This is a genomic window from Brevundimonas sp. ABV4_179 (assembly GCF_056311945.1).
Window position 1 is genome coordinate 1,830,425 of record NZ_CM149976.1, and the last position, 16,054, is coordinate 1,846,478.

Annotated in this window: 11 protein-coding genes and 1 riboswitch; of the genes, 9 read left to right on the forward strand and 2 right to left on the reverse strand. The window is 63.2% G+C overall.

The window, feature by feature from the left end; translation table 11 throughout:
• Positions 1–107: 107 nt before the first annotated feature.
• Positions 108–1,145, forward strand: coding sequence for a hypothetical protein (locus ACYX4P_RS08785; protein ID WP_313441487.1), 1,038 nt, complete (start codon positions 108–110; stop codon positions 1,143–1,145).
• Between the two features lie 229 nt (positions 1,146–1,374).
• Complete coding sequence (locus ACYX4P_RS08790) at positions 1,375–1,584, forward strand: hypothetical protein (RefSeq protein ID WP_312571115.1); 210 nt, start codon at positions 1,375–1,377, stop codon at positions 1,582–1,584.
• Between the two features lie 233 nt (positions 1,585–1,817).
• Here ACYX4P_RS08790 and ACYX4P_RS08795 read toward each other — a convergent pair whose 3' ends face one another.
• Together ACYX4P_RS08795 and ACYX4P_RS08800 are read right to left on the reverse strand one after the other, a co-directional pair.
• A complete protein-coding gene (locus tag ACYX4P_RS08795; protein ID WP_476069289.1) occupies positions 1,818–3,218 on the reverse strand; it encodes a sensor histidine kinase N-terminal domain-containing protein in 1,401 nt (466 codons plus the stop codon).
• Positions 3,215–3,877, reverse strand: a complete 663-nt coding sequence (locus ACYX4P_RS08800; protein ID WP_292047081.1) for a response regulator transcription factor — start codon at positions 3,875–3,877, stop codon at positions 3,215–3,217. Before ACYX4P_RS08800 ends, ACYX4P_RS08795 begins: the two co-directional genes overlap by 4 nt.
• A 182-nt stretch (positions 3,878–4,059) precedes the next feature.
• On the opposite strand from ACYX4P_RS08800, the gene ACYX4P_RS08805 reads away from it, so the two are divergent.
• From ACYX4P_RS08805 to ACYX4P_RS08835, 7 genes are all read left to right on the forward strand, one after another.
• Positions 4,060–5,046: an ABC transporter substrate-binding protein gene (locus ACYX4P_RS08805; RefSeq protein ID WP_248121147.1), complete on the forward strand. Its 987-nt coding sequence runs from the start codon at positions 4,060–4,062 to the stop codon at positions 5,044–5,046.
• A 206-nt stretch (positions 5,047–5,252) separates the two neighbouring features.
• Positions 5,253–5,340: riboswitch (glycine riboswitch) on the forward strand.
• 173 nt (positions 5,341–5,513) lie between these two features.
• Positions 5,514–8,213 (forward strand): TonB-dependent receptor domain-containing protein, encoded by a 2,700-nt coding sequence (locus tag ACYX4P_RS08810; protein WP_248121145.1) that lies wholly within the window; start codon positions 5,514–5,516, stop codon positions 8,211–8,213.
• 78 nt (positions 8,214–8,291) lie between these two features.
• Positions 8,292–10,238: a S9 family peptidase gene (locus ACYX4P_RS08815; RefSeq protein ID WP_248121143.1), complete on the forward strand. Its 1,947-nt coding sequence runs from the start codon at positions 8,292–8,294 to the stop codon at positions 10,236–10,238.
• Between the two features lie 15 nt (positions 10,239–10,253).
• On the forward strand, positions 10,254–11,261 hold the full coding sequence (locus ACYX4P_RS08820) for an amidohydrolase family protein (protein WP_476069293.1): 1,008 nt from the start codon (positions 10,254–10,256) through the stop codon (positions 11,259–11,261).
• A gap of 154 nt (positions 11,262–11,415) precedes the next feature.
• The gene (locus ACYX4P_RS08825) at positions 11,416–11,970 is read left to right on the forward strand and encodes an RNA polymerase sigma factor (protein ID WP_248121139.1); all 555 of its coding nucleotides are present in this window, start codon (positions 11,416–11,418) and stop codon (positions 11,968–11,970) included.
• Between the two features lie 68 nt (positions 11,971–12,038).
• A complete protein-coding gene (locus tag ACYX4P_RS08830) occupies positions 12,039–12,908 on the forward strand; it encodes a FecR family protein (RefSeq protein ID WP_248121138.1) in 870 nt (289 codons plus the stop codon).
• A gap of 103 nt (positions 12,909–13,011) precedes the next feature.
• On the forward strand, positions 13,012–16,041 hold the full coding sequence (locus tag ACYX4P_RS08835) for a TonB-dependent receptor (protein WP_248121136.1): 3,030 nt from the start codon (positions 13,012–13,014) through the stop codon (positions 16,039–16,041).
• Positions 16,042–16,054: the final 13 nt, after the last annotated feature.

A 16,054-nucleotide genomic window follows, 5' to 3' on the forward strand; every position in this document is an offset into this window, starting at 1 on the left:
AAACACTTCGGGTATGGCCAAGGTTCCACATCCGGAAAGTCGCGCGACTGGCCGTTTGTCGCGTCGGCGGCGCGCGGCGGGAGCCGATATCCGCGCCAGTCGTTGGCTTGACGATGATCCTGGTCCTGGAATTCCTCCTCGGCGCGACGCTGGCGCTCGTCACCCTGAATGACGTCGTCGGCACCGTCGTCATTCCCGGGCGGGCGCGGGGCCTTTTTCAGGTCGTTCGCCGGCTCGTCCTCGTCAACCTCCCGGTCTGGCGTGCGCTTCGCCGCCGCGAGGACGGCTTGTCCGCCGCCTTCGCGCCCTCGATGCTGGTCCAGGCCTTCATCATCTGGATCGCCCTGCTCATCCTCGGCTTCGGCCTGATGACACACGCTCTGGCGGACTCGTTCGACCCGGCGCTTCCCAGTTTTCCGCAGGCGCTGTTCGTCGCCGGGAGCGGCCTGGCTACCGTAGGCCTCAGCGAGACGGACGCGACGGGCCTTGCGCGCTGGGTGGTCATGGGCGCGGGGTTCTGCGGTTTGGCCGTGATGACCCTCGCCATCACCTACCTTCTGATGGTCCAGGGCAGCGTCTCCGGACGGGACGCGGGCATTTTGAAGCTCCTCACCTCCGCTGGGTCGCCCCCGTCCGGCCTGGCGGTGCTGGAGCGGTACGCGGCGCTCGGCATGGTCCAACGGCTGCCGGCCCTGATGCACGACGCCCGCGACTGGTGCGCCGACGTGCTGCAGAGCCACGCCTCCCATCCTTCCCTGATCTATTTCCGGTCTGCGAGCGCCGCCTCTGGTTGGCCCGCGACCCTCGGCGCCCTGATGGACATGTCGTTGGCCACTGTTTACCTCCTGGATGAGCCGGCCCTGCGGGGCCCTGCCGTCCTGCTCGAGGAGCAGGGCGCTCGGATGGCCGACAGTCTCGTCGCCTTGATCACCCTGGAGCATGCCAAGGCGCCGACGCCGCGCGCCGAGGCTATGCGGCTGGTGGAGAGGCTGGCGGCGGCAGGTTACACACTACGTGCCGATCCCGACATCGATGGCTACTGCCACCGCCGGGCGCGGCACGCCGGATGCGTGCGGTCCCTGGCCGAGCATCTGGGGAGTGCGGAGGCGCCGCTAATCCCTAAAGCCGCACCCTCACCTGTGTGAGGGCGGCGAGGGCCGCCGCGGCGCCGCTTAGCCGAGCAAGAACAGCTTAAAAAAGGGCTGGCCATCGCTCCGCGCTTGGAGCGCCTCCCGGCGTGGGGACGTATGGTCCTCGTGCGTGATCGTTTCGCAAGATCCGTTGAGCGCGAGCGGACATCGGCATCAGCCCGAAAAGCGGACGTTCACTGGCTTAGACAGGATGGCTAAAGGTGGTGTCTCGGACGCTCAAGTAATGACCGCTTCTGGCGCACTGACGACATTGGCCGACCATTCAAATGACGGTATCGTCGAGTCCCGCCAGTTGATCGTGTCGGTATGGATCGTCGGTATACAAGCCGCTCTGAGGTCGGAGCCATTTGCGCTTGGCGGACTCGCCAGCGGCGGTTACGTGTCGATAGATGGCGAGATCACTGAAATTTTATATTGGCAAAATTCCCGTTAGTTTTCAGTAGTCGTGCATAAGTGTCGGTATCGCTGACGGCATATTCAGTAGATCAAAGAAAAGACGCTGATAAATCAGCGCCTTCGGGTCTATTGGACAATCGAGTGGGCATAATTCAGGCCTTTCGGGAGCTTTCGATATCGCTTCCGAAGTGGCAGGTAAGTCGCTGACTAAAAAGTTATTTCTTACGAGACCCTTCGAAGATTTTTGGAGGGTCTCGCTTTTTGTGATGCCTAATTGGACGTCAGGCCAAGATTGTTCTGCTGCTTTTTAAAAACAAGCCGGCCGACGAGGCCGCTTCGTCTGCCGTCGCGGTTGCGTAGTTCGAACTCGCCGCCTTGAGCCTTGGCGAGTGAGGAAACGATGGCGAGGCCTAGGCCTGATCCTGGAGTGTCTGTCGTGTTCGCGCGGAAAAAGCGGTTGGCGAGGTGGGGGAGAGCGGTTTCCGAGACCCCTTTACCATGATCCCAAACGCTGACCGAGCCTGCGGCGCGCACATGCACGAAAACGGGCGCGGCGCCGTGGTGAAAAGCGTTGTCGATGAGGTTGAGGATCTGCTCAGTGATCAGATCCTCCGCGCCGAGGACGATGACAGGTTCGGTTGCAAGGCGAAGGCGCAGGGCGTCGTCTGGAAAGTCTCGGCGCGCACGAGCGACCTGACACGCGCGCCGGGCGGCGCGGCCGAGGTCAGCGGACGTACTGATGCGGGCGGCGTCCGCTCGCGCCGTCGACAGCAACTGTTCGACGAGGCGCGTCATACGACGAACGGCGTCGCGAGAGTCGTCAATCAATCGTTTTTGCTGAGGCGTCCAAGGGTGATGCGAGTCAGTGAGCAGCGCAAGATTTGCGGAAACGACCGAGAGAGGGGTGCGCAACTGGTGCGAAGCATCCGCCGCGAATTTTTGAACGCCGGCGGTCGATGTCTCAAGCCGGGCGAGAAGATGATTGAAGGCGGTTAGGACGGGCCAGAACTCGCGTGGCGCCAAGTCGATGTCGGCCGGCGCGAAGGCCGTTGAAATGCCGGGGCGACGAGTCAGATCATCGATAAGACGCTTGAGCGAGTTCAGGCCCCATTGCAGCGCTGGCCAGACCAGAAGGGCAGCGAGCACGACCAGGAGAGCCGGCGGCAGCAAAAGGCTGCGGTAGAGTTCACGCAGGCTGGCGCTGCGGGAATCCAAGCTTTGTGCTACGGAAACGCTAATGGGCGCGGCGTGCCCGGGGATGTTCAGTGTCTGCTGAACCATCCGCACGGGAACACCCCTCACGGACAGGTCGGCGAAGACTGGTTCTTCTTGCTGGGCCTGAGGCAGGTTTGGCAAATCTGCATAGCCCGTGACCAACTGATCGCCGTCGCGGACGCTGTAAAAGACGGCGTCGCGTTCGGGGCCGTCCAAAAGCGCGAGTGTCCAAGGTGCGACATCGACGGTGATGTGTCCGCGTTCAACAGACACTGTCGCTCTTATGGTTTGAAGCGCGCCGGCCAGCAGGCGGTCCGAGTTGTCGGCCACGATGCGTTGGGCCGTCCAGGCGCCGACCGCCAGCACGACGATGGCCAGGATCGCCAGCGGAACGACCTGCGCGATCAACAGCCTTATGACCAGACTATGGGACGACTTGGACCCGGCGCTGTTCATGGATCGAGGCGATACCCGCGTCCCCTGATGTTCGTCACGGCAGGGCCATCAGGCTGAAGCTTGCGCCGAAGTCGGCCCACGTGGATTTCCAAGGCATTCAAGGAGGGGGCCTCATCCTGAGGGAAGACTTCGGCCGCCAGAAGGTCGCGATCCACCACCTGCCCAGGTCGGGACGCCAGCACGCGAAGGGTCGCCCATTCGCGGGGGCGGAGAGCCAAGTCGCGATCATTGACCGAGGCGCGCCCGGTTCGCCAGTCGCAGAAGAGGGTGCCGACGACAACGGCGCCCGCGGCCTGTCCTTGGCGGCGTCGCACGATGGCGCGAAGTCGCGCCGTCAGTTCGACGGGGGCGAAGGGTTTGACCAGATAGTCGTCGGCCCCCAAATCCAGCCCGGCGACGCGATCGCCCAGGGCGTCGCGGGCCGTGAGCATCAAGATCGGCATCGAAGATCCTCGGCGGCGAAGCGCCGCAAGAACCGCAAAGCCGTCGATGTCGGGCAGGCCTATATCCAGTACGGCGGCGTCGAACCCGCCGACGCTTTCCATCTGCAATGCCTGTTCGCCGCTGTGGGTGCATGTCGCTTGAAAGCCGCTCTCCACGAGGCTGGCCTCAAGGGAATGGCTTAGCGCCTTGTCATCTTCGACGACGAGTATTTTCATGGCGACGACAGGGGACGAAGGATCATGCGCAACACCATAGCCCGAAAGCTCGAAGGTTGAAGCCGGATCGCCGATATCTGCTTCGGGGGCTGGCCGGCGGCTTGGCGGCAAGCGGCGGGGGATTGAGCACAGCCTGTTCGTTCGAGCCGCAAGGCGTTGGTACGGCGGAGCGTGTCCGGTGGATGGCGCGTCGGGAAGGCGCGCTGAAAGTTATCACCAATACCAGCCTGATGGGGCCGGTGGTGGGTGCGTTTCGTCGGCGTTGGCCCCAGATCGCCGTGCATCTCCTGGACATCAATTCCACTCAGATCGCTGAGCGGGTGCGAGCGCTGGCGGACGCAGGACGAACGGGACCGGACCTAGTCTGGAGCACGGCGATGGACGTTCAGGTCAAGCTCATCAATGATGGCTATGCTCAAGTCTACAAGTCGCCGCATCGAGCCGCCATGCCGGATGGTTCGGTCTGGCGCGACCAAGGTTATGGGCTGACGGCGGAGCCGATAGTTTTCGTCTATAACCGAGAGCGGATTGCAGACGATGTCGTGCCGCGCAGCCATGCGGATTTGCTTCGTCTGCTCGATGCGCGCTCCGGCGTGTTGGATGGCCGCATCACGATGTATGACGCCGAGCAGAGCGGCGTCGGCTTGATGCAGTTGTCGGCGGACGTTCAGATCTATCCAGACGCCTGGCCGCTGATGGAGGCGCTGGGCGCGTCGCGGCCTAGGCTCGACACCTCGGGCAAGCGAATGATGGGGCAGATCGCGGATGGGCGGATGGCCTTCGCCTATAATATGAACCAGTCCTATGCCGCTTCGTGGGCTGCCGAAGCGCCGCAGATCGGATTGATCACGCCCAGCGATTATCATCTGTCCGTATCGCGGGTCGCCTTCATCCCGCGCAACGCCGGCCATCCCAACGCGGCGAAATTGTTTCTGGATTTCCTGTTATCCCGTGAAGGTCAAAGGGTGATTGGCGCGTTGGGTATTCGGCCAGTGCGCAACGATGTTGATACGCCCTTGCGTACAGCCGCGCCGGGCGCTCGGCCGATAAGGGTTGGGCCCGCCTTGCTGGCTAATCTGGATCAAGCGCGCCGCACGCGCCTCCTCGGCCGGTGGAGCGAAGCGATGCGGATGGCGACAAGGGCGCCTTCGGACATTTCCGCGCCTTAACGGTTTCTGTGGATAACTTCAAAAGTGCAGAGGCGGCGTTTGCTGTCACTATCCTGTCACGAGCCCGACATGCATGTGGGTTGCACAACTCACGGGAAGCGACTGGCTCGGGATTAGGGATTTTATCCCTAAAATTTGCGCGCTGCGGGAACGATTATACCAATTTTAGCTGATTTGACAGTCGCTATCGGGTCAATCTTACTCATGCCTGCAAGGCGGGAGAGATCGGTGCAGGCCGACGCCGAAGGCGCAACCGCCCCGGAAACGCTCAGGCAAACGGACCGCCTTGCTGATGAAACGCTGGAGAGCAGGTCCGTCCGGGGGACGCGACCTCGCCGAAGGAGAAAGGGCGTGCGCGCCCGAAGCTCTCAGGCCCGATGACAGCGGGGGCGAAACGGCGCCGTCAGAGCGTCGCTCGCAGCAGACACCCCTGGGGAGGGGCGTCGTTTCAAATGAGGAGTCTCGCCTTGTCTCGTTTCGCTCGTTCCTTGACCAGTTGCGCCAGCCTGGTTGCACTGATGGCCTGCGCCAGCGCCGCCGTCGCGCAGGAAGCTGATCCCAAACCGGCCGAAGCCGCCTCGGTCGATGATATCGTGGTCACCGCATCGCGCATCGACCGCGCCGGCTTCCAGGCTCCGACGCCGACCATCCGGCTGACGGCAGAAGACCTGTCCGTCGGCGCCCGCCCGAACATCGCGGCGGCGCTGAATGACATGCCCCAGTTCAAGGCGACCAGTTCACCGCAGACGACCGGCACCAACACCGGCGCGGGCAACGCTCCGGTCGATCTGCGCGGTCTTGGGATCAGCCGGACCCTGGTCCTGATCGACGGGCGCCGCGTGTCCAGCGAGAACGATCTGAACAGCGTCCCCGCAGTCTTGGTCAAGAGCGTGGACGTGGTCACCGGAGGCGCTTCGGCTGCCTGGGGCTCGGGCGCCGTGGCCGGCGTGGTCAACATCGGGATCGACCGCACCTTCACGGGCGGCAAGCTGGGCGCCGAGTATGGCATCTCGTCCTTCGACGATGCGGAGCAAAAGCGTTTCGAGGGTGCCTGGGGGACCGGGTTCGCCGGCGATCGCGGCCATTTCGTCATTGGTGGAGAATATCTGGATAATGCCGGTGTGACGCCTAAGGTCGCGCGCCCGGCGATCGGGCGCTGGGCTCAGGTTTCCGACGGCGCGGGCGGCTTTGTCACCGTGCCGAACGTCGGCTTCGCAAATGCGGCTTATGGCGGCCTGATCATGTCCGGCGTCAACGCGGGCAAGGTGTTCAATCCAGACGGCACCCTTCGGTCCTTCAACTATGGGCGGGTCGTCGGCTCCAACACCGTTGGCGGCGAGGGGCCTTCGAATGATGATCTCAGCCCGCTGGTCACGCCCCAGAAGCGTTACACCGGCTTGGCGAGCGTAACCTACGATCTGTCGGACAAGCTGCGCCTGACAGCCGACGTGCGTCATTCGCGGATGTGGAACGACTACATCTGGTTTGGCGACCACAACCGCGGCAATCTCAACATCAAGATCGACAACGCCTTCCTGCCGACCGCGATCAAGCAGCAGATGGCGGCGGCCGGTCAGACCAGCTTCACCATGGGCCGATTCAACTCCGATCTGGCCTTTTCGCGTATCGACTTCGAGCGCGTCACCACCCAGGCGACCTTGGCTCTGGACGGCGAGTTCGGCTCCAACTGGCGCTGGGGCGCCTACTACAGCCATGGCGAATATCAGAACAACATCGACACGCCCGGCTTCCTGCTGACCACGCCCTATGCTCAGGCCGTCGATTCCGTCATCGATCCGGTCACCAACAAGGCCGTCTGCCGCGTCACGCTCACCAACGCCAACTCCGGCTGCGTCCCGATCAACCTCTTTGGGGTGGGGGCGCCGTCGCAAGCGGCGATCGACTACGTGACGGGGACGCCGCAGATGCGGGCGACGACTAAGCTCGATGTCGCCGGCGTCAGCCTGCGGGGCGAACCGTTCAGCCTACCTGCAGGCGATGTGTCCGTCGCGGTCGGCCTGGAAGCGCGCAAGGAGCAGACGGATCAGCGCGTGGGCGACCTAGACGCCGCCAAGGCGTTCCAGAGCTTCAGCTTCTCGGCCATGGCGGGTGAGTTCTCGGTCAAGGAAGCCTTCGCCGAAATCCTGGTTCCAGTGGTTCGCGACATGCCCGTCTTCAACAATCTGGAGTTCAATGCTGCGGCCCGCATCTCGGACTACGACACCACAGGCTCGATCTGGTCGTGGAAAGTTGGGGCGACCAACGAATTCTTCCCCGGCTTCCGCGGGCGCGTCACCCAGTCTCGCGACATCCGATCAGCCAATCTGACGGAGCTCTACACGACGACGACCACCGGATATAACAACATCAACGACCCGCTGAAGGGCCAGACCGTCTATACGCTGAACAACGGAGGCGGGAACGCGAACCTCGCGCCCGAGACGGCGGACACCCTGACCCTGGGCTTCACCTATTCGCCGCCGTCGATCCCCAGCCTGAATCTGTCGATCGACTACTATGACATCAAGATCGACAATGTGATCGGCACGGTGGCGCCGCAGGATCTGGTCACGCGCTGCTTCAATGGCAACACGGCGCTGTGCGCCTTCGTTGATCGTGACGCCAACGGCAATCTGGTGCGGACCCGCTCCACATATGTGAACCTGGCCGAGTACCACACCGACGGGGTCGATGCGGAAGTCTCCTATTCGTCGCCGGCCGACCTTTGGGTTCCGGGCGCGACGGGCCGGTTGCGCCTGCGCGTGGTGGGCACCTGGGTGAACACCCTGACGACCAACGATGGCGTTAGCGAGATCGAATATGTGAAGTCGCAGGGCTACGCCTTCGGTCTGGGCGTGCCGGACTTCCGCCTGAACGCCAACCTGGGTTGGAAAGGGGAGGTGTTCGGCGTCGATCTGAGGGCGCGATACCTGTCTCAGGGTCTCTATAACCGCACCGTCAAGATCTCGAACAACGACATCCCGGCTTACACCTATGTCGACCTGGGCCTGACTGCGGATCTGGATCACTATGGTGCGCGGGGCGTGGAACTGTACGCCAACGCCACCAATCTCTTCGACAAGGCGCCGCCCAATGGCTCGCTCTATTCGCCCTATTACGATGTGATCGGGCGTTATGTCACGGTTGGCGCACGCTACCGCTTCTGACGTCCTGAACAGTGGGTCGCCGGCAAGGTCCGGCGGCCCATTACTTTTTTTTCCCTTAACAGAATGGTGCGGTCGCCGATGTCCCGTCTCACGCTGGCGCTTGTTTTGTCTTTCTCCGCCGTCGCCGGAGTTCCGTTCGCACTGGCCGAGGCGCCCAAGCCCGCCGCCATCGTTGCGGACGGCCTGCCGCCGGTTCCCGACGCTCTGGTGGCGGCGACCCAGCCCTATCTGCAGTCGCGCCGCGCCGCATTCCTTGGGTGGAATGCGGCCGACCAGTCGATGCTGATCAAGACGCGGTTCGGTGCGACCGACCAACTGCACGCAGTCTCGGCGCCTGGCGGCGCCCGCACCCAGATCAGCTTCGAAGGCGAGCCGATCCTGACTGGAGCCCCATCGCCGGATGGACGCACGCTGGTGGTGCAGAAGGACAGTGGCGGTGACGAATTCTACCAACTCTACACGCTGAAGGACGGACGTCTGACGCGCCTGACAGACGGGCGCAGCCGCAACTGGTTCGGAGCCTGGAGCCCGGACGGCCGCCTGATCGGTTATGCCTCGTCGCGACGCAATGGGGCGGACATGGATCTTTACGTCGTCGATCCGTCGAACCCCTCCAGCGAACGCTTGGTCGCTCAGGTGTCCGGCGGCGGCTGGAACATAGCCGACTTTTCCAAGGACGGGCGCAAGGCGCTGGTTCTCAATCGGATGTCCGTGAACAACGCTGTTGTCTATGAGTTGGATTTAGCCAGCGGTCGAATGACGGCTTTGACGGATCCCACGGCCCAGGTGTCCTACGTCGGTCCGCAATATGGTGCGGATGGCGGCGTATGGGTGACGTCCAACAAGCAGTCCGACTTCCTTCGCCTCGGACGCATCGGCAAGGACGGATTCGTGCCGGTCAGCCACGAACCGCGCTGGGATGTCAGTGACTACGCGCTGGCCCCGGATGGCAGTTTCGTCGTCTATGCGATCAACGACGCCGGCGTGTCGCGCGTGCGGATACTGGATACGGCGTCGGGCGTCGTCCGTCCGGTGGACGGATTGCCGGAAGGCGTCATCCCTTACAGCATCGGGTCGGCCATACAGGTTTCGCCGTGGGGCGCGATCGGCCTCAGTCTTTCGTCGGCTCGGGTGTCGGGGGACGCCTTCTCGATCGATCCCAAGACCCTGGCCGTGACGCGCTGGACCGCCAGCGAGACCGGCGGCCTGGACCCCGCTGTCAACATAGAGCCGCAGTTGGTCGAGGTGACAAGCTTCGACGGCGAGAGGGTCTCGGGCTTCCTCTATCGCCCCGATCCGGCGCGTTTCCCCGGCAAGAGACCGTTGATCGTGGATATCCACGGCGGCCCCGAAGGCCAGACCCGGCCCGACTTCCTTGGGCCGCAGAACTATCTGCTCAATGAACTGGGCGTGGCCCTGTTCTTTCCCAATGTGAGGGGATCTTCGGGATACGGGACCCGTTTCGTCAATCTCGACAACGGGCCGTTCCAGCGCGAAAATTCCGTCCGGGACATCGGCGCCTTCCTTGATCGGTTGCAGGCCGATCCCGGATTGGATGCGTCGCGGTTCGCCGTCACCGGCGTCTCCTACGGCGGCTACATGTGCTATGCCACAGCGGTGCATTACAGCGACAGGCTGAAGGGGGCGAACTGCTACGTCGCCATCTCCAACTTCGTCACCTTCCTGGAAAACACCCAGTCCTATCGTCGGGATTTGCGCCGCGTCGAATACGGCGACGAGCGCGACCCGGCACAGCGCGCCCAGCTCCAAGCCATCTCACCCCTCACCAGCGTGGACAAGATCAAAATACCGCTGCTGGTCGCGACCGGCGGCAATGACCCGCGCGTGCCGGCGTCAGAGGCGGACCAGATCGTCTCGGCCGTCCGGGCCAACGGCGGCACGGCCTGGCATCTGTTGGCGCAGAACGAAGGTCATGGCTTCCACAAGAAGGAGAACGAGGACTACTATTTCTGGACCAGCCTGCTGTTTTGGAAACAGACCCTGCTCGATGATGCGGCGCATTAGGTCCTGACCGGCGCCATGAACGTCAAAAGATTAGCCGCCAGGAGTGTGGTTCTTGCCGCGTTCCTGGCGGGGAGCAGTCTGGCGCAGACCCGAACTGCTGTCCGCACCGACCACCATGTCCACGTCCATTCACCGGCCATTCTGGAGATTCTGCCGGCCTATTGCAGCAGCCCTGGGCGCATCGGTGCGTGCGACCCTTCCTTCGTCAAGCCTCATCAGCCCGATGATTTGCTCGCGGATATGGACAAGGCTGGAGTCCAGACGGCCTGGATGATGTCCACCGCCTATCTGGCCGAAAGCCCGATGATGCTTCCGTCGCTGGCGGACGCGCCGATGCGCGTCCATGACGCCAACGCCTTCACCGTCGCCACAGCGGCTGCGCACCCAGGGCGGCTGGTCGCCTTCATTTCCGTCAATCCACTGGCGCCCGATGCCTTGGCCGAAATCGCGGCTTGGAAGGATCAGTCTGTCGCCAAGGGTCCGAAACTGCATCTGACCAACTCCGGCCTGGATTTTCGCAATCCCGACCATGTCCGTCGCTTGACGGCCATCTTCGACGCCGCCGCGGACGCGGAACTGACCATCATGATCCATATGCGGACCCGCGCGGAGGACTATGGCGCAGGCGACGTCCGCATCTTCCTCAATCAGGTTCTACCTCACGCTCGAGACGTGCCCGTCGTGATCGCTCATGCGGGCGGCTGGGGTGGGCTGGACAGCAACACCTGGGACGCCATGGATGCGTTTCGACGTCTTATCGGAGGCCAGCCCGACAAGGCGCCCAATCTGTATTTCGACCTGGCTCAGGTTTTCGACGCCGAAACGTCGGCCAGTAACCGCGCCCGTTTGGTCGAGGTCATGCGGGGCATAGGCCTGGATCGGTTCGTGCCCGGTTCCGACTGGCCCTTCTCCAGCGCATTGGACGACTATTTCAACCACGCCATGCTCCAACTGCCGCTTTCGCCCACGGAAATGACAAGACTGAGACAGCGCCAGATCGCCCTTCGGCGATTAGCCCACTAGTAACAGGCTATTTCTGCCAGTCTGCTCTCCGATGCGTGGGCCGCCAGCGCCAGTTCTGCATGTACACCTCGTCAAGCATCTTAGATTTTTGACGGAAGTTCAGGCCTCAAGCATCGATGTGAAAAAGGGGCGGTTTTCTGTGGAACGCGGGCGAGTGACGGATCACGCGCGGGTGCGGTGGTTGGCGCACGAGGTGCTGCCGCATGAGCAGGATGTTCGCGTCTGGCTGAAGCGGTCGCTGGTTACGTCCAGTGATGTGGATGACGTGATTCAGGAGGCCTATTGCCGGCTGGCCAAGCTGAAGGCGGTCGAGCAGATCGAGAGCCCGCGCGCCTACTTCTTTCAGACGGCGCGATCCGTGGTTCTGGAGCAGATGCGTCGCGCGCGGATCGTAAGAATCGAGGCGGTGACGGAAATCGACGCCCTGCGCGTCGAGTGGGATGAGCCGTCGCCCGAACGTATCGCCGGGGGACGAAAGGAACTCGAACGCGTGCTGAAGATCGTCGCCACCTTGCCCGAACGCAGCCGACGCATCTTCGAGATGCGTCGCATCTTGGGTATGTCCCAGCGCGAAATCGCGGTGCGGCTGGGCGTGACCGAGAACGTGGTCGAGAACGAGGCTGCGCGAGGACTGAAGGCGGTCCTGGCTGGTCTGAGTAAGACGGATGACGAAGGCCGCGCAGCGACGCCTCGAGGGCGGCAGGCATGAGCCGGGAAACCTCAAGTGAGATTGACGCGTACGCGGCGAGGTGGGCCGCTCAGCTGGATGCGGGGTCGATGAGACCTTCGGACGACGTTGCGCTGGAAGACTGGCTCGAAGGCGACAGCCGTCGTCAGGGCGCCTTGTGGCGGGCGAGGGCGGTCCTGGCCCTTATGGTCGAGCCGGTCGAAACCGTTGTGGATCGCGCGACGGCCAGACCTGACCGCCGCGTGTTGCTGGGCGGCCTGGGATTGGCGGCGGCGGTCGCTGCCGGCGTCGTTCTGGCTCCTGTCATGTCGGGTCAACGCTATCGGACGCTGGTTGGGGAGATCCGTCGTGTGCCGCTGGCGGACGGATCCATGGCGGCGATCAATACCGATACGACACTGGATGTTCGATTCCAGAAGACCGAACGCGCCGTGAAGCTGGATCGCGGCGAGGCCTGGTTCCAGGTCGCCAAGGATCGGACCCGTCCGTTCGTGGTGGCGGCAGGCGACATCCGGGTTCAGGCGGTTGGCACGGCCTTTTCCGTGCGTCGCAAGTCGGCCGGGGCCGAGGTGCGCGTGACGGAAGGCGTGGTCGAGGTGTGGAGCGACAAGGGCGCTTCCAAACAGCGTCGCCGCGTGGTGGCGGGCGAGCAGGTCTTCGTCAGCAACGAGGCGGGCGCTTCAAGCCCTGTCAAACGCCCGCTGGAGATGGATCGCGCCCTATCGTGGCGAGAGGGCCAGATCGTTCTGGACGGCGACACGATCGCCGCCGCCGCCGCCGAGTTCAATCGATACAACACCCGCAAGATCGTGATCGTCGATCCCGATTTGGAGGGCCGCACGGTCGTCGGCTGGTTCCGAACCAACGAGCCGGAGAGCTTCGCCGAGGCCGTTGGCGTCGCGCATGGGGCCGGGGTGAACGTCGGCGCGGACGTCATCATGCTGGGCGGTGCGCGATAGATTTTTTATCCGGCGACGGAAAACCTATCGTCGGACATCGAGACTTTAGGACCCCTCGAAGAAGGGGCCGGGAATCAGGAAACAGAAAAGGGAGGGCCGACACATGGCCATGTCGCGAAACTATTGCGCGCGAGCGTCGCTGATGATCGCCGTCAGCACGATGGCGTTGGCGGGCGCCGGCGCCGTTCAGGCGCAATCCAGACAGTTCAACGTTCCGGCGCAGCCTGCCGCCACTGGCGTCCCGGCCTTCGCCCGACAGGCCGACCTGCAAATCCTGGCCTCGACCGATGCAGTGGCCGGGCAGCGGACCGCCGCCGTGCAGGGTGTCTATTCGGTGAACCAAGGCCTCAACCAGCTTCTGCAGGGCAGCAATCTGGTCGTGGCGTCCAACAACGGGCGGACCGCTGTTCTGTCTGGCGCGATGGCGGCCCCGCAGACCATCGCCCAGGGGAGCGATGTCGAGAACCAGGCCGACGAAGTTGAAACTATCGTGGTAACCGGTTTCCGTGCCTCATTGGGTAGCGCCTTGATGGCCAAGCGTCGGGCCAATGGCGTGGTGGATGTCATTAAGGCCGAGGATATGGCCGACTTCCCCGACGCCAATCTTGCAGAGTCGATTCAACGGGTGCCGGGCGTCTCCATCGCACGCGACGCCGGCGAAGGCCGTCAGATCACCGTGCGCGGCTTGGGGCCGCAGTTCACGCGCGTGCGTATCAACGGCGTCGAGGGCCAGAGCACGGCGTCGGGCACCGACAGCTCGGGCGGCGCCAACCGTAACAGAGCGTTCGACTTCAACGTCTTTGCATCCGAGCTTTTCAACAGCATCACGGTGCGCAAGACCGCCTCTGCCGAGACGGAAGAGGGCTCGCTGGGCGCAACGGTCGATCTGCAGACCGGCCGGCCGTTCGACTACTCCGGCGCCAACCTCGTGCTGTCGGGCCAGTATGGCTACAATGACCTGTCGCAGGAATGGGATCCTCGGTTCGCGGCTCTGGCCAGCAAAACCTGGATGGACGGCCGTCTCGGCGCGCTGGTTTCTGTGGCTTACACCAAGCGTCGTCTGCTAGAAGAAGGTCATGGCTCCGGCGGCTGGCTGAATGGGACCGAGGCGGGCGGCTATAACCCTGCCTCACCGTTTGCGGCGGCCCGGCGCGCCGATGTCTACACGCCGCGCTTCCCACGCTACGGACGTCTGACCCACGATCAGGAGCGTTTGGGCCTGACGGGATCGGTGCAGTTTCGCCCGCAAGAGCAGACCCTGATCAACCTCGATATGCTCTATTCCGACTTCAAGGCGACCCGTCAGGAGAACTGGCTGGAAGCCCTGTCCTTCGCGCGAAACGCGTCGCAAGGCGGACGGCCGGAAATCATCGTACGCGACGGCGTCATCGATGCGAACGGCGACATGGTCTATGGCCTGTTCGACGACGTCGATGTGGAAAGCGAAACCCGTTTCGACGAGCTGGACACCAAGTATACGCAAGGTACGCTGAGCCTTGAACACCAGTTCAGCGACCGCTTCCGGATCAAGGGTCTGATCGGCTATTCGAAATCCGATTTCGACAATCCGATCCAGACGACGGTGATCCTGAACCGCGAAAACTCGGACAATTATTCATACGACTACCGCGACAACCGCAACGCGCCCCTGATCCGGTTCGGCTACGATGTCACCGACCCGCTGGCCTACAACTTCGGCGCGGCGCGTTCGGAAATCCGGCTGCGTCCGCAGGGAGTGACCAACACCATCGAGACGGCTCAACTGGACGGCGGCTATGACCTGACGCCGTCGCTGACGCTGAAGGCCGGGGTGAACTACAAGGAGTATGACTTCCACTCCTGGGCCTTGGCCCGGGTCAACGAAGGCGTCGTGCCCCAACTGCCTGCCGGCGTGACCCTGGCCAGCCTGACGGAGATGGTCAGCGGTTTCGGCCGCAATCTAGGCGCGCCCGACGGCACGGTGCGCAACTGGGTCGCGCCCAATCTCGCCGCCTTCGCCGATCTGTTCAACATCTACAGCGGCACGGGTCTGTTCGAACTGAGCGGCGCCTCAAACGCCAATGCGCGCGGCAATATCCGCAGCGTGACGGAAAAGGATTCAGCCGCCTATTTGCAGTTGGATTTCAATACCGAACTTGCTGGCGTTCCGGTGCGGGGCGACATCGGCGTGCGCTACGTCAAGACGCGCCAGAGCTCGACCGGCTATCAGCTGGTGGCGGGCGCTGCGCAACAGACGACGGTTGATCGTGACTATGACGACGTGCTGCCGGCGCTGAATGTCACTGCCGAGGTCACGCCGGACTTCCTGGTGCGTTTCGGTGCGGCCAAGGTGATGACCCGCCCCAATTTGGGCAGCGTCACGCCGGGCGGCAGCCTGAGCACCGTCGGCGTGTTCAGCGTCAGTTCGGGCAACCCCTATCTGAACCCCATTCGCGCAACGACCTACGACCTGTCTGCCGAATGGTATTTTGCGCCAGACGCCCTGTTGTCGGTCGGCCTGTTCTACAAGGACATCGACAGCTACATTCAGACCTCGCGGACGTCGCAGCCTTTCAACCAGTCTGGCCTGCCGCAAGATCTGCTCAACGGTCTGGGCGTGTCACCCAGCGATGTCTTCCTATTCAGCCGACCGGTAAACACCGAGGGCGGTCCGCTGAAGGGCGTCGAGATCAGCTATCAGCAGCCGTTCAGCTTCCTGCCGGGGCCATTCGACAATCTTGGCGCCATCTTCAACGTCACCATGGTGGATTCGAAGATCAGCTACATCTCGTCGCGGTCGCCGACCGGCTTCGTCGAGAACGACCTGCTTGGCCTATCGAAGACCGCCTATAACGCCACCCTCTATTACGAGGACGACCGGTTCAGCGCCCGTGTCTCGGCGGCCTATCGCGATCGCTATCTGACGGCGGTGCCCAGCGGCACCAGCACCAACGATATCGACGGGGTGCGCGACATCGTGACGGTGGACGCCTCGGCCTCCTACGCCTTGAACGACCGCATCAAGGTGACGTTCGAGGGGTTGAACCTGACCGACGCATTCAACGAACAGTACACCGATAGCCGGCGCGACAGCATCTACGTCTATTCGCACACGGGGCGGCAGTACAACTTCGGCGTTCGCTACACCTTCTAGGAACACTCCCAAC

Excerpts from the sequence above, each read along its gene's own strand:
- ACYX4P_RS08815 (WP_248121143.1), top strand. The coding sequence starts at position 8,292 with ATGTCCCGTCTCACGCTGGCGCTTGTTTTGTCTTTCTCCGCCGTCGCC.
- ACYX4P_RS08805 (WP_248121147.1), top strand. The coding sequence starts at position 4,060 with ATGGCGCGTCGGGAAGGCGCGCTGAAAGTTATCACCAATACCAGCCTG.
- ACYX4P_RS08830 (WP_248121138.1), top strand. The coding sequence starts at position 12,039 with ATGAGACCTTCGGACGACGTTGCGCTGGAAGACTGGCTCGAAGGCGAC.
- ACYX4P_RS08790 (WP_312571115.1), top strand. The coding sequence starts at position 1,375 with ATGACCGCTTCTGGCGCACTGACGACATTGGCCGACCATTCAAATGAC.
- ACYX4P_RS08800 (WP_292047081.1), bottom strand. The coding sequence starts at position 3,877 with ATGAAAATACTCGTCGTCGAAGATGACAAGGCGCTAAGCCATTCCCTT.
- ACYX4P_RS08835 (WP_248121136.1), top strand. The coding sequence starts at position 13,012 with ATGGCCATGTCGCGAAACTATTGCGCGCGAGCGTCGCTGATGATCGCC.
- ACYX4P_RS08795 (WP_476069289.1), bottom strand. The coding sequence starts at position 3,218 with ATGAACAGCGCCGGGTCCAAGTCGTCCCATAGTCTGGTCATAAGGCTG.
- ACYX4P_RS08820 (WP_476069293.1), top strand. The coding sequence starts at position 10,254 with ATGAACGTCAAAAGATTAGCCGCCAGGAGTGTGGTTCTTGCCGCGTTC.